The 24,488-nt window shown below is 72.5% G+C and carries 18 protein-coding genes, 1 other RNA gene and 2 pseudogenes; 10 read left to right on the plus strand and 11 right to left on the minus strand.

The genetic code is table 11. From position 1 onward, the window contains the following. Positions 1-71: 71 nt before the first annotated feature. A complete protein-coding gene (locus tag MQV74_RS13640) occupies positions 72-539 on the minus strand; it encodes a hypothetical protein (protein ID WP_242717405.1) in 468 nt (155 codons plus the stop codon). Positions 540-904: 365 nt separating this feature from the next. Here MQV74_RS13640 and MQV74_RS13645 point away from each other — a divergent pair, with 365 nt between their 5' ends. Further along, positions 905-1,789 carry a glycosyltransferase family 2 protein gene (locus MQV74_RS13645; RefSeq protein ID WP_242717407.1) on the plus strand — a complete coding sequence of 295 codons (885 nt, stop codon included), beginning with the start codon at positions 905-907 and terminating at the stop codon, positions 1,787-1,789. Positions 1,790-1,820: 31 nt separating this feature from the next. On the opposite strand, the gene MQV74_RS13650 is transcribed toward MQV74_RS13645, so the two are convergent. The 4 genes and pseudogenes from MQV74_RS13650 to MQV74_RS13665 form a co-directional block, all read right to left on the minus strand. Beyond that, complete coding sequence (locus MQV74_RS13650) at positions 1,821-2,327, minus strand: hypothetical protein (RefSeq protein ID WP_242717409.1); 507 nt, start codon at positions 2,325-2,327, stop codon at positions 1,821-1,823. Between the two features lie 83 nt (positions 2,328-2,410). Further along, positions 2,411-8,650 (minus strand): DNRLRE domain-containing protein, encoded by a 6,240-nt coding sequence (locus MQV74_RS13655; protein WP_242728647.1) that lies wholly within the window; start codon positions 8,648-8,650, stop codon positions 2,411-2,413. 272 nt (positions 8,651-8,922) lie between these two features. Further along, positions 8,923-9,591: a response regulator gene (locus tag MQV74_RS13660; RefSeq protein ID WP_242717411.1), complete on the minus strand. Its 669-nt coding sequence runs from the start codon at positions 9,589-9,591 to the stop codon at positions 8,923-8,925. 173 nt (positions 9,592-9,764) lie between these two features. Then, positions 9,765-10,703 (minus strand): annotated as a pseudogene (locus MQV74_RS13665) (sensor histidine kinase); the annotation flags it as partial. A 254-nt stretch (positions 10,704-10,957) separates the two neighbouring features. Here MQV74_RS13665 and MQV74_RS13670 point away from each other — a divergent pair. From MQV74_RS13670 to MQV74_RS13700, 7 genes are all read left to right on the plus strand, one after another. Then, on the plus strand, positions 10,958-11,515 hold the full coding sequence (locus tag MQV74_RS13670; protein WP_242717415.1) for an NUDIX domain-containing protein: 558 nt from the start codon (positions 10,958-10,960) through the stop codon (positions 11,513-11,515). A gap of 336 nt (positions 11,516-11,851) precedes the next feature. After that, a complete protein-coding gene (locus tag MQV74_RS13675) occupies positions 11,852-12,181 on the plus strand; it encodes a hypothetical protein (protein WP_242717417.1) in 330 nt (109 codons plus the stop codon). Between the two features lie 36 nt (positions 12,182-12,217). Beyond that, entirely contained in the window at positions 12,218-12,529 is a 312-nt protein-coding gene (locus MQV74_RS13680; RefSeq protein ID WP_242717419.1) for a pore-forming ESAT-6 family protein, read from the plus strand. A gap of 58 nt (positions 12,530-12,587) precedes the next feature. Beyond that, positions 12,588-12,977, plus strand: coding sequence for a DUF6507 family protein (locus tag MQV74_RS13685; protein ID WP_308402266.1), 390 nt, complete (start codon positions 12,588-12,590; stop codon positions 12,975-12,977). Next, positions 12,974-15,232, plus strand: a complete 2,259-nt coding sequence (locus MQV74_RS13690; RefSeq protein ID WP_242717423.1) for a hypothetical protein — start codon at positions 12,974-12,976, stop codon at positions 15,230-15,232. Before MQV74_RS13685 ends, MQV74_RS13690 begins: the two co-directional genes overlap by 4 nt. Positions 15,233-15,265: 33 nt before the next feature. Then, positions 15,266-15,727, plus strand: coding sequence for a hypothetical protein (locus tag MQV74_RS13695; RefSeq protein WP_242717425.1), 462 nt, complete (start codon positions 15,266-15,268; stop codon positions 15,725-15,727). 153 nt (positions 15,728-15,880) lie between these two features. Next, positions 15,881-17,278 carry a DUF6177 family protein gene (locus MQV74_RS13700; RefSeq protein WP_242717427.1) on the plus strand — a complete coding sequence of 466 codons (1,398 nt, stop codon included), beginning with the start codon at positions 15,881-15,883 and terminating at the stop codon, positions 17,276-17,278. 312 nt (positions 17,279-17,590) lie between these two features. On the opposite strand, the gene rnpB is transcribed toward MQV74_RS13700, so the two are convergent. From rnpB to MQV74_RS13730, 6 genes and pseudogenes are all read right to left on the minus strand, one after another. Continuing rightward, positions 17,591-17,986: RNase P RNA component class A (rnpB, locus tag MQV74_RS13705), an RNA gene on the minus strand. Positions 17,987-18,104: 118 nt separating this feature from the next. Beyond that, positions 18,105-18,887 (minus strand): annotated as a pseudogene (locus MQV74_RS41370) (DMT family transporter); the annotation flags it as partial. Between the two features lie 85 nt (positions 18,888-18,972). After that, entirely contained in the window at positions 18,973-19,779 is an 807-nt protein-coding gene (locus tag MQV74_RS13715) for an AraC family transcriptional regulator (RefSeq protein WP_242717431.1), read from the minus strand. A 293-nt stretch (positions 19,780-20,072) separates the two neighbouring features. After that, a complete protein-coding gene (locus MQV74_RS13720; protein WP_374120615.1) occupies positions 20,073-20,606 on the minus strand; it encodes a TetR/AcrR family transcriptional regulator in 534 nt (177 codons plus the stop codon). 18 nt (positions 20,607-20,624) lie between these two features. Continuing rightward, complete coding sequence (locus tag MQV74_RS13725; RefSeq protein ID WP_242717433.1) at positions 20,625-21,050, minus strand: DUF4260 family protein; 426 nt, start codon at positions 21,048-21,050, stop codon at positions 20,625-20,627. A 299-nt stretch (positions 21,051-21,349) separates the two neighbouring features. After that, positions 21,350-22,798, minus strand: coding sequence for an RNB domain-containing ribonuclease (locus tag MQV74_RS13730; protein WP_242717435.1), 1,449 nt, complete (start codon positions 22,796-22,798; stop codon positions 21,350-21,352). 176 nt (positions 22,799-22,974) lie between these two features. Here MQV74_RS13730 and yaaA point away from each other — a divergent pair, with 176 nt between their 5' ends. Both yaaA and eda read left to right on the plus strand, forming a co-directional pair. After that, positions 22,975-23,775: a peroxide stress protein YaaA gene (gene yaaA, locus MQV74_RS13735; RefSeq protein WP_242728651.1), complete on the plus strand. Its 801-nt coding sequence runs from the start codon at positions 22,975-22,977 to the stop codon at positions 23,773-23,775. Positions 23,776-23,848: 73 nt separating this feature from the next. Further along, complete coding sequence (gene eda / locus MQV74_RS13740) at positions 23,849-24,481, plus strand: bifunctional 4-hydroxy-2-oxoglutarate aldolase/2-dehydro-3-deoxy-phosphogluconate aldolase (protein WP_242717437.1); 633 nt, start codon at positions 23,849-23,851, stop codon at positions 24,479-24,481. Positions 24,482-24,488 lie beyond the last annotated feature (7 nt).

Consider the following 24,488-nt stretch of genomic DNA (forward strand, 5'->3'; position numbering starts at 1 on the left):
CGGGCACGGCGGCAACGGGATTACCGGGGTGCCGCCGCCCGCCGACCGGGCGGCGGCACCCTGCGGGGCGGTCAGAAGACGAACGGCCCCGGCTTCTGCGCCGACGTGGCGTTGCAGGTCACGGTGATGCCGAAGACGACGACCTTGAGGGACTTGGCCGAGAGCCTGTCGCCGGAGGCGACGGTGCCCTTGAGCGGGCCGGTGGAGATGGCGCTGCCCGCGGGGATGGCCGGGTTGGCGTTGCCGGTGAAGGTGGTGGTGCCGGTGCCGTTCTTGGTGAGGGTGAGGGTGGAGTTGACGGCGCCCGCGCCGACGTTGACCGGCGCGGTGATCGCGGACGTGGAGAGTTCGATGGTGGCGCTGGTGCCGTTCTGCGTGGCCTTGAGGGTCGCCGCGCCCGAGCCGAACGAGCCGCACTCGAAGTCGAGGGTCGCCGTCGTCGGGTCCACGGCGGTCGCGGTCGGGGAGAGGGCGAGGGCGCTCAGCGTGAGCGCCGCGGTGCCGAGTGCCGAACAGAGGGCGAGTCTGCCGTGCCGCATGGAGTGGCCTGCCTTCGCATGGGGGGAGTGTGGGGTGCCGCCTCGCTGAACACGCCCCGCCCCACGGCGGCTGACGGTGTGTCAGCGATTTGGGTTGGGGGCATTGAGGCACGCTCCCCCAGAGGTCACAAGGGCCGCCTTCTTGATTTTTGACATGTCACGACCAAAACCGGCCGAGCCGTTCGCCCCCTTCGCTGCGCCACCTGGCGCACGCGCCGGAGCGAACGCCATGAACGCGCCCCGTCGTGCGATGAACACACCGGTGAACGGCTACCATCGCCAGAACCGTCAAGGCGGCGCACCGCTCCCCCGGCCGCGGCCGAACCGCTCCGACCACCCCTGCGACCCGATCTGGAGGGCTCCCCGTGTCCGAACCGCGCCTGGGTGTGGCCATCGTGACCATGGGCAACCGCCCCAAGGACGTCGACGCCCTCCTGGAGTCCGTCGCCAAGCAGGACGTCCCGCCCACCCGGGTCGTCATCGTGGGCAACGGCACCGAGCTGCCGGACTTCCCCGCCTACCCCGGCGAGGTCACCACGATCGCTCTCGACGAGAACCTGGGCTGCCCCGGCGGCCGCAACGTCGCCCTGCGGCGGCTGCGCGAGTTCGGCGACGTGGACGTGGCGGTCGAGCTCGACGACGACGGGCTGCTCGTCGACCCCGACGTGTTCCGCACCGTCCGCAGCCTGTTCGCCGAGGACCCGCGCCTCGGCGTCGTCGGCTTCCGCATCGCCGACGAGCACGGCGAGACCCAGCGCCGCCACGTGCCGCGCCTGCGCGCCAAGGACCCGATGCGCCGGGGCCTGGTCACGTCCTTCCTCGGCGGCGGCCACGCCTTCTCCATGGAGATGCTGGAGCGGACCGGCGACTGGCCCGCCGACTTCTTCTTCACGCACGAGGAGACCGACCTCGCCTGGCGCGCGCTCGACGACGGCTGGAAGGTCCTGTACGAACCGGCGCTGCTGCTCCAGCACCCCAAGACGTCCCCCGCCCGGCACGCCGTCTACTACCGCATGACGGCCCGCAACCGCGTCTGGCTGGCCCGGCGCCGCCTTCCGCTGCCGCTCGTCCCCCTCTACCTCGCGGTGTGGACGCTGCTCACGCTCCTGCGCACCCGGTCCCTCGGCGGCCTGCGCGCCTGGGCGGGCGGCTTCGTCGAGGGCCTGCGCACCTCGTGCGGCGAGCGGCGGCCGATGCGCTGGCGCACGGTGTGGCTGATGACGAAGCTGGGGCGCCCGCCCCTCATCTGACCGCCCCCGCCCGCCGCCTCGCCGGACCGGGCTACGGCAGGAACGCCCAGACGAACGCCCCCAGGATCGGCAGCACCAGGACGTCGGTCCACTCCACCCGCAAGCGCCGCCGGACCGGCTCCGTCGCCGCGCCCCCGGCCCGCCGCACCGCCTGCCGCAGCTCGCGCCGCGCGGCCTCGGCCCTGCGCCCGTCGAACACCGAGCGCGTCATCGCCCACGGAAGGACCGTGCCGACGCCCTCGACGTGCAGCGCCCCGCCCCGGCCCGCCCGGCCGAGCAGCCGCACGTCGGCCAGGCACGCCTCGTACACGAAGAACGGGTTGCGGACCACGAGCCGCTTCTCGTCCCACACCACCGACGGCGTGAGGCCGGTGCGGACAAGGACCCAGGTCACCCCGGCGGGCAGGGCCAGGGCCAGGGCGACGTCCCAGACGTCGCGCGGCCCCTCGCCGCCGAAGAGGAACTGGGCGGCGACGAGCGCCATCATCGCGACGATCGCCCACGAGGCCCGTCGCACGGGCCGGTTGGTGTAGTGCATGTGTCTGTACGCCTCATCCTCCGGGTCGCCCGGCGGGGGCGCCGCGCACGTGGCGCGACGCCCCCCGACCGGGCGGGCTGCCGCTAGCAGTACCGCATCTTCCAGCTCATCCCGCAGGTGAGCGTGCCGGTCCACGCGTTGCCCGCGTAGCCCCACGCCGTCCTGCGGTAGGAGAACCGCTTGGCGTGCCGGCTGCGGCCCGCGGCATGCCTGCCGCCCCGGGAGAAGCCCTTGCTGGACTTCCACCAGGAGCCCGCGGCGAAGCGGCCCGCGCCGACGCCCACGGCGGTCCAGGCCGCCGACTTGGCCGTCGACCGCCAGTACTTCTTCGTCCGCCACTTGCCGCCGCGCCCGTCGGCCGCGGACGTCGCGGCGAACACCGCGACGCTCGCGATCGCGCAGGTGCCCGCCGAGGCGACGATGCACGCCGCGGTCGCGCCGTACCCGGCGTACGTACGCCAGTTCTTGCGGACGTTGCGGCCGACCTTCTTCAGGCCGCGCTTGACCTTCTTCCACCACTTGCCGTCGAGGTCGAAGCGGTTGACCGGGTCGCCGCCCACGTACTCGTAGGCGTTGTTGCCGCCGCCGTAGACCGGGTCGACGGACAGGAAGCGGCCGGTGGCCGGGTGGTACAGACGCACCCCCATCAGGGTGAGCCCGGTGAGGGTCTCGGCCGAACGCTGCTTGCCGCCCAGCCAGTTGTAGCGGGTCGGGGCCTGGCCCGCGCGCGGGTTGCCGTACTCGTCGGAGTCGAGCGCGACGGGCGCCCGGCTCTTGTCGAGGGGCAGCTGGAGCGCCACGTCACCGTGGACGGTGGTGAGCTGGAGCACCGCGTTGCCGGTCTTGTCCGTGGTGGCGGCCAGGTCGCCGGAGGCGGAGTCCACCATGCGGGTCAGGGCGCCGGTGGCGGTGTCCTCCACGATCCAGCGGGGGTTGTCGCCGTCGCTGTCGTAGTGGTTGACCTTGGACTGCTCCTTGGTCCAGGTGGAGCCGGAGCCGGACTCGACGGTCCAGGAGCGGAACCGCAGGGCGGCGTCGAGCTGCCAGGTCTGCCGCTTGCCGCCCTCGGTCTGCCGGTGCACCAGGTCGTTGGCGTAGTAGCCGAGCGAGCCGTTGCCGGGAGCCGTGGTGGTGCGGCCGAAGGCGTCGTAGGCGTACCCCGGGTCGACGAGCCGGTCGGCGCTGTCGTAGGTGTGCTTGGCGGTGGTGCCTCCCGAAGCGGGGCAGTCGGCGCCCGGCGCGGCGGTCGCGGTGGTCAGGGACGTGCGGTTGGCCCGCGCGTCGAAGCCGTAGGCACGGCGCGTGCACACCGTCTCCGCGGTGTCCTCGACGGTGGTCAGGCGCCCCGTGGCGTCGTAGCGGTAGCTCTGCCCCGACCAGCCCGCGTGCTCGGTGACCTGGCCGTGGACCGACGTGGTCACGGTGTCGGAGTAGACGGCCGTGCCGTCGCTGTCCCGCGTGTACGTGCGGTCCGTGACCGCGCCCGCGGTGTCCTCGGTCTGCGTGAGGGTGTAGCCGCCGGGCAGCTTCTCGCTCTCCACGGAGCCGTCGGCGTCGTACGCGGCCTGGAACGTGCCCGCGACGGAGTCGACGGTCTTCGTGGCCAGGCCCCGCGGCTCGGCCGCGGTGTCGTAGGTGTACGTGACGGTGGACGGCGCCGTGTCGGTGACCTTCACCGGGCGGCCGAGCAGGTCGTACTCGGTGGTGGTGGTGCCGCCGTCGGCGTCGGTGTAGGCGACCTGGCGGCCCAGCCTGTCGAACGTCTTGGTGAGGCTGCCGCCCGTGGGCGACGTCGTCCGCACCGCCTGGCCGGTGGCCGGGTCGTACTCGGTCGTGGACTGAGGGACCTGCTCGCCCGTGCCGCCGGTCACGGCCACCTTGGTCTGGCGGCCCGCGTCGTCGTACGTGGTCGTGGTCGTGCGGGTCACGCCGTTCGCGGTCTCGGTGACCTTCGCGGGGCTGCCCCACCAGTCGTACTCGGTGGTGGACGACGGCAGTTCCTTCGGCTGGCTGCCGCCGGTGACGTCACCGCCCGGCGCGACCTCGCAGACCAGGTCGGCCCACTCCGGGCGCCCGGCGCAGCGGCCGCTGCCCGTCGCCGACCAGTAGCTGGTCACGCGGGTCCCGGCGTCCGAGCCGTTCGCGCCCGGCAGGAGCTGTTTGACGACCCGGCCCTGGGCGTCGTACTCGGTGGTCGTGGTGAGCGCGAGCCCGCCCGGGTCCTGGATCGTCTTCGCGGGCTGGCCCTTGGCCCAGTCGAACACCGTCTGCGTCACGCGGCTCTCGCCGAGGACGCCCGGGTGCTCGCGGACCTCCGCGCCCGTCGTGACCTTGGTGACCTGGTCCTTGACCTTGGCCGTGCCGTCCGAGGGACGCCCGGCGTCGTACTCGTTGAGGGTCCTGCCGCGCGCGGCCACCGACGTGCCCGCCGGGACCAGGGTGGTGGCGCCCGACTTCAGGTCGGCCGTCAGGTCGACGCGCCGCAGCGGGCCGAGCTCCTCCAGCTTGCGGGTGCCGTTGTCGTTGTACAGGGAGCGGGTGGCGAGCAGGTCGGCGCGCTCCGCCGGGCTGAGTCCGGCCAGGCCCAGGTCGGCCTGGACGGCCTTGTCGGCGGTGGTCAGGCCGAGGGCGACCGCGCGGTTGGCGGGCTTCAGTTCGCGCACCGTGTTGCCGAAGCGGTCGGACTCGGTGGTGGTGAGGTGCCCGCCGGGCGTCGCCGTGTTGACCTCGCGGCCCGACACGCCCAGGTAGTGCACGTCGGCGCGCCGGTACGCGGCCGCGGTCAGCTCGTCGCCGGAGTGCGCGGACGGCACGGCGTCGGCGGGGAGCACCGCCGCCGCGTCCGTCGGGGCGTCGAGCTGCCCCCACGCCTTCACGTCGGCCGCACCCATCTTGTACGGGGCCTTGGCGCCGGTCAGTGGCACGTCGTAGACGACGGCGGTGCTCGCGGTGCCCTCCTGCGTGCCGGTGGTGCCCGGCTTCAGGCCGGCGCGGGACGCCTTCAGGAGCATGCCCTCACCGGCGGTGGCGGCGCTGCCCGCCTTGCCGTACGTGAACGTCCAGGGCAGTTCGCCGGGCGGGGTGTACGTGGTGACCCGGCCCGCGCCGTCGTAGTCGTAGGCGGACTTGAGGGCCGGGCTGATCTGCGGGTTCCAGGCCTGGCGCAGCCGGCCGCCGCCGTCGTAGGCGTACGTCTGGACGGACTTGGCGGTGGCCTCGTTCGCGCCGGGGGCGGTGGCCCACAGGCGCAGCTCCTTGACCCGGCCCTCGTGGTCGCCGAAGGAGTCGCCGGAGGCGGTCGTGCGGTCCGCGTACACGAACTCCAGGACGCGGCAGCCCTTGGTGGCCGGGGTCGCGGTGCAGGCGGCGGCGGAGGCGGCCGAGGTGGGCGCGACCACGCGCTTGGGCCGGGCCAGCTTCTTGCCGTCGACGGTCACGGACTCGGACACGATGGTCGTCGTCGAGTTGGCGAGCCCGTCGAGGAGGGTGCTGGACACCTGCCAGGTGGTGGCGGCGGCGTCGGTGCGGGTGAACTCGGTGACGGTGCCCTCGGTGTCGGTCAGCGTGAACGACCCGGTGACGCCGCCCTTGAGGGTGAGGTCCTCGGAGCCGGGCTCCGGGATCCAGGCGCTCTTGGCCGCGTTCGCGGTGAAGTGGGTCTCCTCGCCCTCGGCGTCGACGACGGCCACGGCCGTCGCGGAGATCTTCCGCAGGTGCGAGAAGTCCGAGTCGGTGAGCTCGGCGGCGGTGCCCGCCACCCACTCCTTGCCGAAGATCGGCGCCTGGTTCTCCTGCTTGGCCCCCTTGTCGGGGGTCCGTGACGAGGCGGTGCGGCTCACCGACAGGTCGAACGCGGAGGCGTCCGTGGCGGACAGGGTGTGGTCGCCGGTGAGCAGGTTCACCGAGCCGGGGCCCGTCTCGGCGGTCGCGGCGTCACTGGCGTCGCGGTCGACGACGACGGTGAGCGGCGCGGTGCTGCCCGTGGCGCCCTTCGGCCCGGTGAAGTCGGCCTTGATCTGGACGCTGCCGTCGGGGTCGACGGTGTCGGTGGCGTTCCACACCATCCGGTCGCTGCGGCCCTTGGTGAGGGCGACGGGCCAGCCGTCGAGGGCGCTGCCGCCCGCGCTGACGTCCTTGGCGGGGATGCGCACCCAGGCGTCGGCCTCGGCGCGGCGCCACGAGAAGGACACCTGGTCGAACGTGTCGCCGTCGGCCTCGGCGAGCAGCGGGAGGCGGCGTGCGGTGCGCTCGCCGTCGGAGGGCTGCACGAAGCCGCCGGGCCCGGCGTGGAAGGTGTACTCGACGGCCTCGGACTTGTTGTCGGCCTTGTCGACGGCGCGTACCTGGAGGGTGTGCGTGCCGTCCTTCGGCGGGGTCACAGAGATGTTCTTCGCGGCGCTCGCGCCGCCGGTGGGCTCCTTCGTCCAGGTCACGCCGTCCAGGGACCACTCCAGCCAGTTGTGGTCGGAGCCGGGCGGCGTGACGGTGAACGTGCCGGGCTTGCCCGCGCCCTTCACCCAGGCGCCCTTCGGGTAGTCCGTGGACGTGACCTTCGTGGGCGCGGACGGCGCGGAGGTGTCGACCGTGAAGGTCTTCCACGCCGACCAGCCGGTGTTGTAGTGCGCGTTGTCGTACGGCGAGGTGCGGAACTTGTACGTCCTGCCGTGCGCGAGCACGCCCGTCGGCACGGTCACGGACGCGACCTGCCCGGACGGCACCCACTTCGACACCAGGACGTTGCCGACCTGCTTGTCGGTGGCGGTGTCGAAGATCTGGAAGGTGCCGTTGACCTTGTCGCCGTCCGCGTCGGTGAAGGTGTCGCGCAGCGTCGGGGTGAGGCTGTTCACCACGTACGCGCCGCCGTAGGAGAAGTACGGCGGGCCCGCCTCCTGCTTGGTGCCGGTGCGCGGCCGGTAGTTGTAGGTGACGGCGAGCTTGGGCGGACGGGTCGCGGCGTTCGCGGAGTTGACCCGCTTCCACTGCGCGACCACGGTCTCGTTCGCGGCGCGCAGGCCCATGTGGCCGCGGGCCGCCTTCGCCGAGGCCCACTCCTGGACGAGGGCCGTCACGTCGGCATTGATCCAGCCGTCGGGGGCCGCGGTGCAGGAGGGGTTGCCGCGCGTCTCGTTCGACGTCGCCTTCTTCGCGGTCCACGCGGGCTGCGCGGTCCAGCGCGAGGACGTGGACGCGGCTCCGGCGGACCACACCTCCCACGGCTGGGCCTTGCAGTCCTTGTCGTTGGCGGAGTGGAAGTTCCACAGGGACAGCTTCGCGTCCATGACGAGCGCGTCCTGGACCGGCCGGGTGTCCCAGGAGATGAAGGAACGTGCCGTGCGCGGCGTGCCGCTCGCGTTCTTCGTACCCGGGTTGCCGAAGTCCAGCTCGGTGTCGGTGGACCAGTCCCGGGTCTCACCCTGCTGCACGTACGTGTCGAAGACGTTGCCGAGCGAGGACGTGGACGGGTCGACGGTGACCGGGTACGTCGTCCTGGGGTCGGCGAGGAACTCCGCGTCGGGGGTGACGACGAGGTCGACGCCGCCCTTGGCCTTGACGGCCTTCATCTTCACCGGGGCGCGGCGGGTGTGCTCGCCGGAGACGGGGTCGACGGTGGCGTCCCACATCACGGGCGCGGGCATCACCGCGGACTTCTTGGACTTCTTGTCGGTGAAGGAGAGGCTGCCGTCGCGGTGCTCTCGCACGGTGAGGCCCTTGGCGCGCAGGGGCAGCGTGTAGCGGTAGCCCTTCTCCGTCGGCCTGCGCTTGATGTCCACGAACTGCTCGAAGCCGGTGCGGGTGGCCTCGACCACCACGTCGGCGCCGGGCACGGCGTTCTCGTACGTGGCGCGGGTGCCGTCCAGCTTCGGCGCGGGCAGGCCGCCGTTCCACCGGAGCGTGAGGCGCTTCTCGCCCTCGCCGAGGGTGACGAGGTCGCGGGCGGCGCCGTCCTGGTCGATGCGGGCCAGGCGCTTGCCGCCGGGTGCCCCGAGCTCCAGGCCGCGCGGGTGGGCCTTCGGCTCCACCGAGCCGTCGTCGTTCTTCACCAGGTCGAGGTCGACGTCCCGCCACCGGCCGGACTCCTCGTCCTCGAACCGGGTGGGCCCCGCGGTCAGTTCGGTGGTGAGGCTGCCGTTGGGGTTGGCCCAGGTCGTCGACGTCTCGGTGCGCTCCGCCAGGGCCTCGATCCGCTTGCCGTTCAGGCGGGCGGCGACCCGGGCCGACGCGATGTCCGCGGCGGTCGTGGCGGTGGGCTTCGCGGCCTTGCCCGTCGGCTCCGCGGGCGCGGCCGTCGCGGCCTCGGCGCCGTACAGACACGTCACGGCCATGAGCAGCGCGAGCCCGGTGGCGAGCGACTTCGGCGCGGGCCCGTCGCCGAACCGGCGGCGTCTTCGGTACCCGGTGTCCTCGGGTACGGGCGCGTGTTCCCTGCGGTGGTGCACAGTCTCCCCTTGGTGTGGGTGCGGTGGTGGCTGTGGGGGGGTGTGGGGTCTGGGGCGCGGCGTACGCACGTCCCGCGGCGGGGCGGGTACGCGGGCAGCACGGCATCACCGAGCGGCGGTCGTACGGGGCCGTCGGCGGGGTCCTTCGGGAGGACGGGCTAGGGCTCGATCAGGCCTGCCCTGATGGCGTACCGGGTCAGGGCGAGCCGGTCGCGCAGGCCGAGCTTGTGGAGCAGGTTCGCGCGGTGCCGCTCCACGGTCTTGGCGCTGATGGTCAGCAGGTCGCCGATCTCCTTGGAGGTGTGCCCCTCCGCGACGAGCTTCAGGATCTGTTCCTCGCGGTCGGTGATCGCCTTGCGGGGCAGCGCCCGGCCCTGCCGCAGCAGGTCGAGGTACTTGCGGATGAGGGTGCTCTCCGCGCCGGGGTAGATGAAGGGCTCGTTGCGCATCGCGGACCGGCACGCGGCGACGAGGTCGCGGTCGGCGACGGACTTGAGCACGTACCCGCACGCTCCGGCCCTGAGGGCCTCGAAGAAGTACTGCTCGTTGTCGTACATGGTCAGGATCAGGATGCGGGGCCCGTCCGGCAGCCGGGACAGCTCCCGGGCCGCCTGGAGTCCCGTGAGGCGCGGCATCGCCACGTCGAGCACCACGAGATCCGGCCGCACCTCCCTGGCCAGCGCGAGCGCCTCGGCCCCGTCCCCCGCCTCGGCCACCACGGAGAGGTCCTCCTCCCCGTCGAGGATCAGCCGCACCCCGCGGCGGACCAGGGCGTGGTCGTCAGCCAGCAGGATCCGCGCGGCGGCGGAAGCGGTCACGCCGGTCATGCGGGGCCTTCCGGGCAAGGGACGTCGGAGACGTACGAGGTGGGGGGCACGGCTGGGCGGCCGCCGGCGCCGACGGCGAACAGGGCGGCGGGAGCCGTCCCCGCCGACGCGTCGGTGCCGCCGGGCCCGACGGCGCGGTCGGTCCCGAAGGGGCGCGTGGTGGTGCGGGCCGCCGGGATCCAGAGGCGTACGACCGTGCCCGTGCCGGACCCGGCCGGGTCCGCCCCCACCGTCAGCCGTCCCCCGAGGAGCAGAGCGCGCTCCCGCATGCCCCGGATGCCGGAGCCTTCCGCGGCGTCGCACAGGCCACGGCCCTCGTCGCGGACGGCCAGTTCCACCCCGTCCCGTGCGCACCGCAGGGCCAACTCGGCCCGGCCTGTGCCCGCGTGCCGTGCGGTGTTGGTGAGGGCCTCCTGCGCGACGCGGTACACCACGAGTTCGGCCTCCCCGTCCAGGCGGGGCAGGCCGGAGTCGAAACGGTCGTGGACGGCGAGGCCGGACTCGGTGAACTCGGCGGCGAGGGCCCGCAGGCCGCTGACGAGCCCCAGGTCCTCCAGGACCCCCGGGCGCAGCCGCCGCGCGATGCGCCGGATCTCGTCGAGGCTGCCCCGGGTGGTCTCCTGCACGCCGCTCAGCTCCTCGCGCAGCGGCTCGGGCGCCCGGTCAGCAACGCGCTTGACCTGCAACAACACGGCGGTGAGGGTCTGCCCCACCTCATCGTGCAGCTCCCGCGCGACCCGGCGGCGCTCGGCCTCCTGGGCGGACAGCGCCCGGGCGCTGCTGGTGGCGCGCTCGCTCTCAAGCCGGTCGAGCATGGCGTTGTAGGTGCTGATGAGCTGGGCGACCTCCCCGTGCCCCGCGACGGCGGTCCTGGCCCCCGGCCGCAGCAGATCGGCGGCGGCCATGGCCCGGCTCAGCCGCTTCAGCGGCGCGAGCCCCACCCGCAACAGCACGGCATTCGCCACCAGCATCGCCACGACCCCGCCCAGCACGACCAGCGCCTCGCCGAGCAGCACCGGGCTGGACACGGTGACCATGGGACTGAGAAGCAGCAGCGCGGCGACCACGAGCACGACGGCGTTCATCGAAAAGATCCGCCAGAACAACGACACCGCACTCCCTCTCGCCCACAACAGCACCCCCATCCTCCCGGACCGGACGCACCCGGCGTATCCCGCCGAACCGGACCAGTGTGGACAGGGGGTGGCCAGGAATCCATCCGTGGTGACACCCATTTCGGGGCGAGGGCCGAGCTGGGCGCCGCGTCGGCCCGGGCGCCGGGAGCCGTCCGAGCCGCACCGCCCCCTTTCGGGTGGCGTATGCCAGAACACGTCCCCGCCGGGCGGCGGGCCGAGAAGCTGTCGCGATGAGCGAGAACTCCATCGCCCCGCAGCCCGCGGACACACCGGTCGTCGCCGCCGCCACGCTCATCGAGCACGAGGGCCGCCTGCTCCTCGTGCACCACGCCAGGACCGGGCACTGGGTCGTCCCCGGCGGGAAGGCGGAGGGCCGGGAGACACCCCGCGAGTGTGCCCGGCGCGAGGCTCGGGAGGAGATCGGCGTACCGGTCACCGTCGGCCGCCTGCTGGCCTTCCAGCACCTTCCCGGTGGCACCTACGGCATCGGTGACAAGCCGATGCCGTGCCTGCTGTTCGTGTTCGCCGGGACCATCGACCCGGCCGACCGGTCCCGCGTCCGCATCCCCGAGGGCGAACTGCTGGGGTTCGACTGGGTGGAACCGGACAGGGCTGTCCACCTCACCGACGCCACGAACACGGAACTGCTCACCGCCGCCGTCCAGGCCGCCGCCAGCGGCACAACTGCCTATCTCGAAGTCGCGCTGCTCTCGAGCCACCAGCAGACGGCCTCCGGACGACAGACCGCCGAGCCGGGCGTCACACCCTCCGCGACGCCGCACTGCTGAAACACCAGGCCGGGACCACCCGCCGGGGGCTTCCCCTGCCGAAGGGGGGAGGCGAGTCGGACTGTACGCGGCCAGGCGGGCGTGCCGCGTGCGGGCCTGGGCTTTGCGCGGTTCCAGGCCGGAGGCCGCCCGGACCGCGTCCGCGAAGTGCCGTAGGCCGCGGCGTCACTCAGCGGATGGTTCGAGCCACCTGTCTCCATCCTGCATTGCGTCTGCAATGACCCACGAGAGAGCATGTTCGATACGGTGCGTGATGCGCGCGGGGGCCGTGAGCAGGACGTGACGAGGTACGCCCGCTCCCATGGCGCAGCCTGTCGCGGAGCAGGAGGGGGATTCATGAAGTTCGATATGGGTGAGACGACGCTGTCGACGCTGGGGAAGCAGACGTCGGGGTCGAGTGATGACTTGGGTGCGTTGATCCGGGCGTTGGTGTCGGCGGCGGATCCACTGGAAGGCAAGTTCAACGGCGCGGGCAAGGCGACGTTCGACTCCTTCAAGCTGCGGGCGGACGAGATCACGGCGGCGTTGAACGGTTCGCTGCGCTCGATCCTGGGTGGCCAGGCGGGCATGGACGAGGCGTTCGGGACGGGCACGCAGGAGCAGTCGGACAACGCGCGGCGGAACATGGGCGCGGCCAATTTCCAGGCGGCCCGCTTCTCCGGCTGAGCGTGTCCACTTTCAGCACTGCTAAAGGGGTTTGTCATGGCAGGGAATCAGGACCGGCGTTCGTATGACACGGGTGCGTCGGCGGATGTGCAGGGTGGTTTGCACGTCGTCATCGGGCAGTTGGAGCGGGTGCTCGGGGACCGGGACCGGGCGGTGAAGGCGGCGATGGCGGACTACCAGGCCGACGGTGTCTCGGACGAATACCACGGCAAGGAAGTGCGCTGGAACAAGGCGGCGAACGAGGTCCGCGAGATCATCCGCCTGGTGCGCTCGACGCTGGAGGAGAACGACGGGACGGCGCAGTCGACCCTGTCGCGAGCGCGGGCGGCAGTGAACAGCATCGGCTGAGCGCGACAGGCCGTCGTCGCGCGCGTAGGCACACAACAGGGATTCACAGGGGGTTGTCGTGACGGGGTGGGACATCTCACCGTCAGGGGTGTCGTCGGTGACGTCGCTGGTGGGGCTGGCGATGGACGACCTGGCCAAGGACGTCAAGGCGTACGGAAGGAACGTGAAGAGCGCGGCGGCCTCCGCGGGCACGCTGGGCGAGGCGTCCTGCGGCTCGGACGCGACGGGGCCGATCGGCGCGGCGCTCGCACTGTTCGCGCAGGAGACCGCGCAGGATGTGCTGTTTCTCGGCGCCCGGGCCGCGAAGTCGGTGAACGGGGCGCACGAGGCCACCACCTTCTACGTCATTGGTGACCTGCACATGGCGACGATCGCCCAGTTCCGGTCCCTGGCCGCGCCCGTCGTCGACCTGCCGCGCGTGGGTGGCAAGCAGGACGGCCACAAGTGATCGACCCGACGGGCATACCGCAGTTCACAGGCAGCTTCGAACAACTGGAAAAGGACATATCCGAGCTGCGGAGCAATGCCGTGGGCATCCGTAGCGGCGGGGCCTCGGTGCACTCCCGCTTCCAGATGCTGGGCGCCTACTACAAGGCACCGGAAGCCGAAGACCTGTTCGCCACCACCCAGCCGGTGATGGACAGGGCCGATTCCTTCGCCGGGAATCTGGAGAAGGTTGCCGATGCCCTGGAGACCTTCGTTTCCGAGGCCCGTCCCTTCGCCAAGCGGCTGGACCGGCTGCGGGCACGCGCCGTGGCTTTTGCAGCCAGCGTCGAGGGTGACGACGACTGGACGGAGGACCAGGACAAGGTCGATGAGCACAAGCAGCTGATGCACGATGTGGCCGCCGCCAAGAACGCCTTCGAGGAAGCGGAGCGGAACGCGGCTTCCAAGATTTCCGCGATCGTGGGCGGCCCAAAGTTCGTCGTGGATGACGGCAGTCACAAGGCGAACAAGAAGGAGGTCATGTACGGATATGACCTCGACACCCTCAAAGGTGCCAAGGAACTCCCCTGGGGGACTCAGGAAAGCCGGACCTACGAGACCGGCAGCGTGGACTGGTTCGTGCACGGCGCCAAGTCCTCCCTATGGGACGGCCTGATCGTCGACGGCGCGTGGGCCGGCCTGAAGGGCCTCGGCACGCTGGCCGGTATCGGTGAGGGCGACACGAGCGACGCCTGGAGCAAGCTCGGAGACGTCATCGGCGGCATAGGCCAGTACTCGGTGAAGCCCTACGACTGGGTCATGGACCAAGCGTTCGGCCCCGACAAGGAGAGCGCCGGGGAGAAACGGCAGAAGCAGGCCGCCAGGGACTTCGCGAAGGCCGTCGTCGCCTGGGACCAGTGGGACGAGAATCCCGCACGGGCCGCGGGCACGGCAACCTTCAACATGCTCACTCTGGGCGCCGCACCGATGGGAGCGGCATCCGCCGCGGCCAAGGGCGGCAGCATCGCGGCCAAGGGCGCCGGTGCCCTGGCCAAGGTCGGCAACGCCATCGATCCCGTCGTCCTGGGAGCACGAGCCACCGGGAAGGCCATCCGCTCCCTGCCGAAGCTCTCCGAGGTCACCAGCCGCCTCCGCCCCGGCCTCGGCCTCACGCCCGACCGCAGTGGCGTGTACAGCGAGCTCCCCCTCGACGACGGCTCCAAAGTTGTCATCAAGGACGGCAAGTGGGTCCGGGCCGACGCCGACGGCAAACCCATCACTGAAACACCCCACCAGGAAGCCCCCGCCCACCCACGGGCCCAGCCGGAGAACGCTCCTACGCCTCAACCAGAACCCGCCCTGGTCGGCTCCGGCGCCCAGTCTTCCCACAGTGGTGCGGCCAAGGGCCTGTCGCCGCGAGCCGCTCATGGGAGTGCGGGCGGGCACTTGCCGCCCCAGGCCAGTCACGACACCGCGACTGGAGGCGGCGGTAGCGCCGCTGCTCGCGGCCCTGAACCGGCACCCGGCAGGGGTGGTGGCGATCACCACTCCGCCGACAACTCACCGAGGAGTCCCTCCCGGCCCAGCGGGACCGACACCCCACATCCCGGCACGGGCGAGCCGAGCCATGCGCCGGATCCGCGGGGCTCGGGCAGCGGCGGGCGAGTCGGTGACGACGTGCCGGACACACATGGAGCGAATGACGGAGCCGAGCCTGTCCGAGGCGAGGACGCGGAAGAGCCCGGTGCCGCCCACGATGCCGATACCGGCCATCACCCCGGCCCGACCAGACCAGAGTTGCTTCCCGCGGACGGCCCGCTCACACTGGACGACGTTCGCAAAACGCGCCATCCGCGTACTCGTTGGGAACGCGGTGAAGAGTTCCACCGGCAAATGTTCGGCGGGGCCCCGGAACGCCACTACCCGGTTCCCACAAATGCAGACCCGGTGTATCCAGTTACGGCATCGGGCGGGCGGAAGGTAGATGTGCCGGTCGACATGCCTGACGGCCGTACGCTCGCGGTCGAAGTGAAGACTTACCACGAATACCGCACGATCACGTTGCACGACGGCACCAAGAAGGCGGTCAAGGGCGAAGTCCCGCTCAGTAAACACATAAAGGAACAGATCCACAAGGACATAGCATTGAGGCGGATCAATCCAAAGTATGATCCACGCTGGTCGTTCACACATGCTGGCCCTTCGGCTGAACTCAGAGAATACCTGAAGAAGGCCAGGATCATATTCCTTGAGTACGGCCCCACTCCGAAGAAATAGACTTGCCACAGGGCGATTGAAAGGCTAGGCATCATGCACGACGGAACGCCGGAAGAGGTCGACGCGGAAACCCAGGAATGGGCTGAGGGGGCCCATCGGAACGTCGGTCATCTTGCGGACATGCTGGGTATTACGCGTGATCGGTTTGAGGCGGATCCACTGGAACTACTGCCCGGACTCCAGAACTACGTTTCACGCCTGCCTCTTGACCAGTTCGAACAGTCGGACTGGATCACACTGCACAGTGACCTCACTTCGTTCCTCGGCGACGTCCTCGTTCGTCGACGTGGAGCCGCCTGGACCCGCGTCGACGATCCCAGTTCCCCAGCTGGCTATCGCTACTGCATTCAAGCCTCAGGACTCGATGGTGAGACGCATCGGGTAGAGCCGTATGACGTCGTCATGGAGGAGTTCAGGAATCCCCCCATTGAGATTGCCAGGATGATCGCTAACGCCGAAGCGGTGCTCCGTGTTTCGCCAAGCCATGATGAGTGAACCGCGGCCCTGAGGCCGCCAGCCTCTGTCACCTGGTTCACGGTGAGCGATCCCCGTAGACGTCGAGTTGGCATACCAGCCCAAGTGCCTGCTCCAGCACGCCTGGCCCGGCGAGCATTCCATCCGAGCGCACCTGACGGAGATCGAACAACCGTGACCAGGGACGTCATCGCCCTCACCCCGACCATGCCCGACCCCAAGACCGTGCTCGCCGGGCTGTTCGCGGGTGGTCCCGACCTCACGGTCGGAACGCTGGCCAACGGAGCCGTCGTGCAGTTGTGTGCGCCGAGCGGGCTGCCGCTGGTGTCGGTCGAGGCACCCCTCTTCGTCCAAGTGCCCGGCGAGGCCGAACGGTTGCTCGGTGATGGCGTGCCCGCACCCGACGGCCCCTTCTGGTGGACGGAGGCCCGCGCCGCCACGGCCTGGGAAGAAGCCGGGCGGCTCGCCGGGTCCTTCGCCGGGCGGGTGACGGCCGTGCTCGGCGGCAGCGTGTGGCCCCCGCGAACCGCCCACACCGCGGTCGTCGAACTCCCTGCCGACCTCCCGGCCCCGGATCAAGCGCCCCCGCCCGCCCTCGACGTACTGACCGACAAAGCGGCCGTCGTCATCCAAGACCGCCCCGTCGTCGCCATGACCAGCTGGATGTCCGATGCCCTGCACATCGCGACTACCGCCGACCTCGCCCTGCAGATCGTCACACCGCCACACGCCCGCCTCTCCCAGGCCACCCGCACGGCTCTCCAGGGCCACCCGAACCGATGGGTCGTCCAACACCCGGACAACCGCTACTACGACGGACTCTCGGGCGCTGTACTGCACTGGCAGGACGGCCAGTTCACTCCCGTACGCGGGGAAGACGGCACAGCGCGCCCGGCAGCAGCCTTCGCACCCGCCACCGACTCAGGCGAGCGTCAGCTGCTCCTCTCCATCCGCGCGCGGCACTCGGCGGAGGACAGTCTCGTACTCGCAGGTGCACTGGAAACCGCCTTCCGGCACCTCACCGGCGCCCCGCCCGCGGGCTGGAGCACGGCAGAACCCGTCAACCTGCCCTGGTCACGTCGCCAGGTCACCGCCCTGGCCCGCCGACGCGCGCCCCGGCCCACCTGGCTCATCGCCGTCGGGAACCCTTCCCGCCCCGCCCTTGCCACGATCCATGTCTCCCGCACCCCCGCCGGGGTGGAGGAAGACGTCACCCTCGCCATCGGTTTCGGCCTCGGCGAGACCCCAGCAGTCGACACCATCGCGCCCCTCGCCGAAGCCCTTGCCGCCGAGCACGGCCTCGTCTCCATGCTCACGAGCCTGCGCGCCGCCCGCCGCGACCTGACCATCCCTCCACGCTGGGAGACCCCGCCGATCCCCCTCGCCTTCACTCTCGGCCCCGACGCCGTACGGAAGGTCGGCCTCACCCACGCCCGCCGCCCCCCGATCGACGCCACCCCCATATCGCTGGGCCCCGCCGACGGTCCCGCCCTGCACTACCCCCTGGGCGACGGCAGCGACCCCTCCGTCTGGGAAACCCTGAAGGCACTCACGCGCCACCTCACCGCCTAGCGAGTGCCCGCTCCTCGGCCGCACTCCACGGCTCATCCTCTTGGCGGGCGCGTTCGAGTAGTAGGCAGGCGGCGTGCGGGCCGCATCTGCTCGCGGCGGGTGCCGTACAGCGCCATGTGGTGGACGGCCAGGAGAAGGCCGAGCGCAGACAGGTGAGGCGTTGCTCCCACGGCCCATCCCAGCGCGGGCCGGAAGCGGGCTCGCGGGCAGCGGGGCGTGCGGGTGCAGGAGCCAGTGCACATCCCGGGCGCAGGAGCAGTGCACGTCCAGTGCGCACTTGCGCAGTAAGCGCGCTGGTCAGAGGCGGGAAGGCAGACGAGTCGGGCTGTACGCCGGGTTCTGTCGCCCGGGCGCCTCGCGGCGGCCGGGGAGACGGCCATCCATCTAGGGCCGGCGTTGCCGCCGACCTCGTGCGGTCTACCCGCGGACTCGGGCGGGCAGCCCTCGAACGTCCGCGCAGAAGCACCGGGGTGCTTCCTCTTGACCTTGCTCCAGGTGGGGTTTACCTAGCCGCCTGAGTCACCTCAGGCGCTGGTGGTCTCTTACACCACCGTTTCACCCTTACCCAGCAAGCTGGGCGGTCTGCTTTCTGTGGCACTGTCCCGCGGGTCACCCCGGGTGGCCGTTAGCCACCACCTTGCCCTGTGGAGCCCGGACGTTCCTCGGAGAGGTCCGCAAGGACCTCCACGCGGCCGTCCGCCCGGCTCGTCTGCCGTGTCGACCATGGTACCCGCCGTGACCGGCCCCGCGGCGCCGAGGCCGCCGTGGCCAGGAACGAGCCCGCCAGGATCAGGGTGAAGGCGGCCCAGAAGGAGGGGGTGAGGTGCTCGGAGAGGAAGACGACGCCCGCGATCGCCGCCACCGCCGGGTTGACGTACGTGAAGACGACGGCCCGGGTCGGGCCCGCCTCGTGGATGAGTTCCAGGAAGACCACGAAGGCCAGGGCCGTGCAGATGACGCCGAGGCCCGCCAGGGCCGCGAGCGTCTTGGTGTCCGGGACCTCGCCCGGCCAGGTCGCCGCCGCCGCGGGGGCGTACACGACCGCCGCGAGCGCCAGGCACGGGGCGATCAGCTGGAGCGTGGGCACCTGCCGGAGGTGGCGGGCCACGATCAGCGGGGCCGTGGCGTAGCCGAGCGCCGTGATCAGGACCTCGGTCAGGGACCAGGCGTCGCCGCCCGTCAGCTGCGGCACGGTCAGGACCGCGACCCCCGCGAAGCCGAGCCCGAGGCCGGTGAGGCGGCGGCTGCCGAGGCGTTCGGCGGCGCCGAAGAAGCGGGCGAGGGCGGCGCCGATGATCGGCACCGCGGCGATCAGGAGGCCCGCGGTGGAGCTGGACAGGTGCCGTTCGGCATCCGTCAGGGTCCACCAGGGGCCGAGGATCTCCACGGCGGCGAAGGCCAGCATCGGGCGCCAGTGGGTCTTCAGTACGCCGGGGAGTCCGCCCTGGCGTATCGCGAAGGGCAGCAGCAGCGCGGCGCCGAGCGCGCAGCGCGTGAACACCACCATCGAGGGTGTCAGATCGCTGTCGACCGCCACCTTGATCATCAAGTACGGGATGCCCCACAGGACACCCATGAGGGAGAAGAGGAACCAGCCACGTGCCGTCATGCCCGCAGTGTGCGGAGAGGTGGCGGTGGGTGTCTTGAACGTTGTTGCGCGCCGGGGAGGAGCGGGGCCGCGGGGCCCACCACGCTCAGGTCGCGTACGCGGCGCCCGCGCGCACGCTGGCGCGGTACGCCGCCGGTGTCACCCCCAGCACCCTCCTGAACCAGCGCGTGAGATGTGCCTGGTCGGCGAAGCCCACCAGGGCCGCGACCTCGGCGGGCCTGCGCCCCGCCTCCAGGAGCGCGCGGGCCCTGGCGACCCGGTGCTGGGCCAGCCAGGCGTAGGGCGGCATCCCCATCGTCGTACGGAAGGCACGCAGCAACTGGTAGCGGGACAGGCCGGTTTCGGCCGCGAGGTCGGCGAGCGTGGGCGGCGTCCTGAGGTCGTCCGCCAGCCGGTCGCGGACGGCGAGGGCTACGACGGCCGCGCCCGGGACCGCGTCCGGTGCGGGGCGCGCGCTGCCGTGGCGGCGGGCCAGCGTACTGAGCAGCCACGCGATCCGGGACTCGGCGGCGAGCGCGGTCAGGGGGTCGGTGGTGCCGTCTCCGCTCAGGTCGGTGTGGGCCGCGTAGAGGGCCTCCGCCAGCTGTCTGTCGTCCACGACCGCCTCCCTGAAGTGCGGCAGGTCCCTGGTCGCGTCGGCCAGCAGGTGCGGGGCCGGGTACATCGCGCGGTACGCGTAGCCGTCGCCGGGGGCGGGGCGGCCGGTGTGGGGTTCACCGGGGGCGAGGACGACCACGGCGCCGGGGCCGATGTCGAGGCGGCCGCCCCGGTAGTCGATGATCTCGCTGCCCGCCACGCAGACGCCGACGGTGAACTCGTCGTGGGCGTGCGGGGCGTAGCGGTGCCGGTCGAAGCGGGCGGTCAGCAGGTCCAGTGTGGCGCCGCCCCCCAAGGGGGCTCGGGTCCAGATCGCTCGCTCGCCACCGCCACCGCCACCGCGCTCGCCACCGCCACCGCCACCGCCACCGCGCTCGCCGCCCCCGCGTTCGGTGCCGCCACGTGCCCCTCCCCTGCCAGTCATCCCCGTCGCCCCCCCGTGCCTCCGTGCTGGACGTGCCTTGCCGGTCGTCGCGTCCCTGCGGATCCGTCGTGGCTGGTCGCGCAGTTCCCCGCGCCCCTACGGGGGCCGCCCGTACGAGAGAGCCGCATGTCGACAAAGCTCCGCGCCCCCTGGGGGGCGCCTCCCTACCGGGCGCTTCCCTCGAACGCCGTCACGCCCCGCTTCCACGCTTCCCCGAGGCCGACGCCCTCGGGAAAGCGGCCGTGGATCTCCAGGATGACCATGCCGTGGGCGAAGGCCCATACGGCGCGGGCCCGTTCCGCGTCGCCATCGCAGACGCGGAGCAGCGGAGCCGCCGCCCGTTCCTCCAGGCCGGGCGGCAGGGCGTGCCGGGGCAGGGGGCCTTCGGTGGCCAGGCGGTAGAGGTGCGGGTGGGCCAGGGCGTGGGTCCGGTAGGCCTCGGCGAGGGCCGCGAGGGAGCCGGGCGCGCGGTCCACGGCGGCCTCGCAGGCCGCGGCGGACTCGGCAAGGTGCTGGGCGATCAGCTCGACCTCGACCGCGGCCTTGTCGGGGAAGTGCTTGTACAGCGACGGCGCCTTGATGCCGAGCCGGTCGGCGAGGGAGCGCATGGTCAGCGCCTCGGGGCCCGCCTCCTCCACGAGGGCGCGGGCCGCCGTGACGATCTCGCGGGCGCGGGCGGTCAGTCGCTGGTCGGCCACGCCGGAACCCTTCCTCGGTCAGCCACGCTGGAACCCTTCCTTCGTACGCAGTCCATAGCCGAAGGCGCGATCGTACGAGATGTGGGCGAGCCAGCCGCACAGGGCCGCGAGCACGGGGGGCCAGGTGAGGGGCACGACGGTGTAGACGGCGAGGAGCGCGAGGGGGACCAGGGCGCGGTGGGCCGCGTTGTAGTACGGGACGGCGCGGGGCGGGAGCTGGCCGCGGGCCGTGCGGGGCGCCTCGCCCAGACCGACGAAGAGGGCCAGGTCGGGGGCGAGGGCGAAGAGCAGCGCGGCGGTGCCCGCGGGCCAGCCGTGGTGCACGCCCTCCAGGACGGCGAGGACCGTCCAGAACACGGCGGCGGCGAACCAGCCGACGCGCAGCACGACACGCACGGCGGTGCGGGCCGGGGCCTTCGGTGCGGGGGTGGCGACGGCGGCCATGAGGTCTCCTCCGAGTGCAGCTAACAGCGTTAGCCACACCGTATGGCTAACGCTGTTAGCCGTCAAGACGGAGGCTTGACCTTTTCGGCGCCGACGGCACGGTCGACGTCTCCGTCGGTAACCAGACGACGGTCACCGTGGAGCTCGGCGAATCCGTCGCGTTCGTCCGGCCGCCGGGGCGGACGGCGTACGCCCGGGTGGTGCGGCTGCACGTCGACGACCGAAGGGCCTCGTCGACGCGCTCCGCGGCGCCCAGGAGCGGCGGAAGGCGCCGGTCCCGCCGACGGCGCACGACCTCGTCACGCCGGAGTGAACAGGACCTTCGCCTCGGCGGGGTCCGCCCGGGCGAGGCGGACGCGCAGGCGTTCGCCCAGGGGCAGCCGGGCCGCGGCCGATTCGATGCGGGCGACGACGGCGGGGTCGGTCAGCTGGACGGTGCCGACGGCCGGTTCCGCCTCCTTCACGTCCACGACCACCCCGTCGAAGAGCTCGCCCACGCGGTCCTTGAGCAGGGCCGCCTCGACGATGTCGACGCTCGCGCGCTCCACGGCGTTGCCGCGCCGCGTGCCCTCCGCCATCTCCTTGGGCAGGCCGGACAGGGCCGCGAGCACCCACTCCGGGGGCGCGGCGTCCGCGCACGCGGCCAGGCACAGCTCGGCCGCGTACCGGTCGACGAGGCGGCGCAGCGGCGCCGTGCAGTGCGCGTACGGCGCGGCCACCGCGGCGTGGGTCGTCAGCTCGGGGACCTCGCCGCCGCTGAACGCGGTGTACCCGGCGCCGCGCAGCAGTGTCGTGCACTCCTGGAGGAACGCGGCGTGGCGGGGCCGGCGCGGGTCGAGGGAGCGGACGAGCGCGGCGTACGGGACGTGGTGCGGCCAGTCGATGCCCAGCGCCTTCGCGGTCCTGCGCAGACGGCCGACCGCGCCGTCCGGGGCCGTCGGCAGCGTCCGCAGGACGCCCGTACCGGAGTCGATCATGAGTTGGGCGGCGGCCATGCCGGTGAGCAGGGAGATCTGGGCGTTCCAGCCGTCGGCGGGCAGGGGCGCGCGGTAGGCGAGCGCGTACGTGTCGCCGCCCTCGCCCTCGACGACCTCCTGCTCGGGGACGTTGAGGGAGATGCCGCCGCGCTCGACCTCAAGGCGCTCGCGGAGCCGGCCGATGTCCGCGAGCAGCGCGAGCGGCTCCTCCGCGGTGCCCGCGTCGATGCTCCGCTGCACGCCGTCGTAGTCGAGCTTGGCGCGGCTGCGGACCAGGGCGCGGCGGACGTGGGCGGACTCGGTGCGGCCGTCCGCGTCCAGGTCGAGTGTCCACACCAGCGCCGGGCAGGTCTGGTCCGGCAGCAGGCTGGCCGCGCCCTCACTGAGGGCGGTCGGGTGCAGCGGCACCTTCTCGTCGGGGAAGTAGAGGGTGGTGACGCGCCGGTGGGCCTCGGCGTCGAGCGGGCCCTTCGGGGTGACGTACGCGGCCACGTCGGCGATGGCGTACCGCACCCGGTAGCCGCCGCCCGGCCGCCGCGACAGGTGCATGGCCTGGTCCAGGTCGACGGATGCCGGCGGGTCGATCGTGAAGAAGGGGACGTCCGTCGCGTCCTCGTCGGGCAGCCGCGGGGCCGCGGCGGCGCGCTCCGCCTCCGCGAGGGCCCCCGCCGGGAACTCCTCGGGTACGTCCAGCCTTGTGCGCAGCTCCCGCAGGGCGGCCCGCAGCGGGGCCTCGGCTGCGCCGGTCACGCGGAACTTGCGCCGGGGCATACCCCCGAGCGTAGGCCCGGCCCCACCGGGTGGCATCCGGATGCCGTCGTCTGCGGGTCCGTCGTGGCTGGTCGCGCAGTTCCCCGCGCCCCTGGGGAGCCACCGCTCGGCGCGCCACCCCGTACGCTGTCGCGGGGGCCCGGCCCCGGCCCCGTGACCTCGAAGGAGAAGTGATCGTGCTCGTTCTGCTGCCGCCGTCCGAGGGTAAGGCCGCCTCCGGGCGCGGGGCGCCGCTCAAGCCCGAGTCGCTGTCGCTCGCGGGTCTGGCCGAGGCCCGTGCCGCCGTCCTCGACGAGCTCGTGGAGCTGTGCGCCGCCGACGAGGAGAAGGCACGCGAGGTCCTCGGCCTCAGCGAGGGGCTGCGCGGCGAGGTCGCCAAGAACGCCGAGCTGCGCACCGCGGGGGCCCGGCCCGCCGGTGAGATCTACACCGGCGTCCTGTACGACGCGCTCGACCTGGCCACGCTCGACGCCGCGGCGAAGCGGCGGGCCGCGCGCTCCCTCCTCGTCTTCTCCGGCCTGTGGGGCGCGGTCTCCGTCGCCGACCGCATCCCCTCCTACCGCTGCTCGATGGGCGTGAAGCTGCCGGGCCTCGGCGCGCTCGCCGCGCACTGGCGCACCCCGATGGCGGCCGTGCTCCCCGAGGCCGCGGGGGACGGGCTCGTCCTGGACCTGCGCTCCGCGGCGTACGCGGCGGGGTGGAAGCCGAAGGGCGAGGTCGCGGGGCGGACCGCGACGGTACGGGTGCTGCACGCGCGCGTGGTGGACGGCGTGGAACGGCGCTCCGTCGTCTCCCACTTCAACAAGGCCACGAAGGGCCGCGTGGTGCGCTCGCTCCTGACCGCCGGGGCCGCGCCCGCGTCCCCCGCGGAGCTGGTGGAGGCGCTCCGGGACCTCGGCTACGCGGTGGAGGCGCAGCCGCCCGCGAAGCCGACCGCGGCGTGGTCCCTCGACGTGGTGGTGCGGGACATCCACTGAGGCCCCCGCCGCGCCGTTGCAGGCAGTGCAACGGGCTTTGCGGAGGGTGGTGGCGGCGAGGCACGATGCCCCCATGGACACCCCCGCCGCCCAGGCCTCCGTGCTGGACCTCGCCCCCGTCATCCCCGTAGTGGTGGTGGACACCGTCGACGCCGCCGTGCCGCTGGCGCGGGCGCTCGTCGCGGGGGGCCTGCCCGCCATCGAGGTCACGCTGCGGACGCCGGTGGCCCTGGACGCGATCCGGGCGATCGCCGCCGAGGTCCCGGACGCGGTGGTGGGCGCGGGCACGGTCCTCTCGGCGGACCAGGTGAAGGCCTCGGTGGACGCCGGCGCCCGGTTCCTGGTCAGCCCGGGGTGGACGGACGCGCTCCTGGAGGCGATGAAGGGGGCGGGCGTCCCGTTCCTGCCGGGCGTCTCGACGACCTCGGAGGTCGTGGCGCTGCTCGAACGCGGCGTGCGCGAGATGAAGTTCTTCCCCGCCGAGGCGGCCGGGGGCACCGCCTATCTGAAGTCGCTCGCGGGCCCGCTCCCGCAGGCCCGCTTCTGCCCGACGGGCGGTGTCTCCGCGGCGTCCGCGCCGTCGTACCTGCGACTGGCGAACGTCGGCTGCGTGGGCGGCAGTTGGATGCTGCCCGCCGACGCCGTCGCGGCCGGGGACTGGACGCGGATCGAGTCCCTGGCCCGGGAGGCGGCGGGCCTGCGCTAGAGGCTTC

Source organism: Streptomyces sp. AN091965 (assembly GCF_022698285.1).
Classification (GTDB): domain Bacteria; phylum Actinomycetota; class Actinomycetes; order Streptomycetales; family Streptomycetaceae; genus Streptomyces.

What these genes read in the sequence shown, in the direction of transcription:
- MQV74_RS13640 (WP_242717405.1), bottom strand. Translation starts at nt 539, where the DNA reads ATGCGGCACGGCAGACTCGCCCTCTGTTCGGCACTCGGCACCGCGGCG.
- MQV74_RS13650 (WP_242717409.1), bottom strand. Translation starts at nt 2,327, where the DNA reads ATGCACTACACCAACCGGCCCGTGCGACGGGCCTCGTGGGCGATCGTC.
- MQV74_RS13655 (WP_242728647.1), bottom strand. Translation starts at nt 8,650, where the DNA reads ATGGCCGTGACGTGTCTGTACGGCGCCGAGGCCGCGACGGCCGCGCCC.
- MQV74_RS13660 (WP_242717411.1), bottom strand. Translation starts at nt 9,591, where the DNA reads ATGACCGGCGTGACCGCTTCCGCCGCCGCGCGGATCCTGCTGGCTGAC.
- MQV74_RS13670 (WP_242717415.1), top strand. Translation starts at nt 10,958, where the DNA reads ATGAGCGAGAACTCCATCGCCCCGCAGCCCGCGGACACACCGGTCGTC.
- MQV74_RS13675 (WP_242717417.1), top strand. Translation starts at nt 11,852, where the DNA reads ATGAAGTTCGATATGGGTGAGACGACGCTGTCGACGCTGGGGAAGCAG.
- MQV74_RS13680 (WP_242717419.1), top strand. Translation starts at nt 12,218, where the DNA reads ATGGCAGGGAATCAGGACCGGCGTTCGTATGACACGGGTGCGTCGGCG.
- MQV74_RS13695 (WP_242717425.1), top strand. Translation starts at nt 15,266, where the DNA reads ATGCACGACGGAACGCCGGAAGAGGTCGACGCGGAAACCCAGGAATGG.
- MQV74_RS13725 (WP_242717433.1), bottom strand. Translation starts at nt 21,050, where the DNA reads ATGGCCGCCGTCGCCACCCCCGCACCGAAGGCCCCGGCCCGCACCGCC.
- MQV74_RS13730 (WP_242717435.1), bottom strand. Translation starts at nt 22,798, where the DNA reads ATGCCCCGGCGCAAGTTCCGCGTGACCGGCGCAGCCGAGGCCCCGCTG.
- eda (WP_242717437.1), top strand. Translation starts at nt 23,849, where the DNA reads ATGGACACCCCCGCCGCCCAGGCCTCCGTGCTGGACCTCGCCCCCGTC.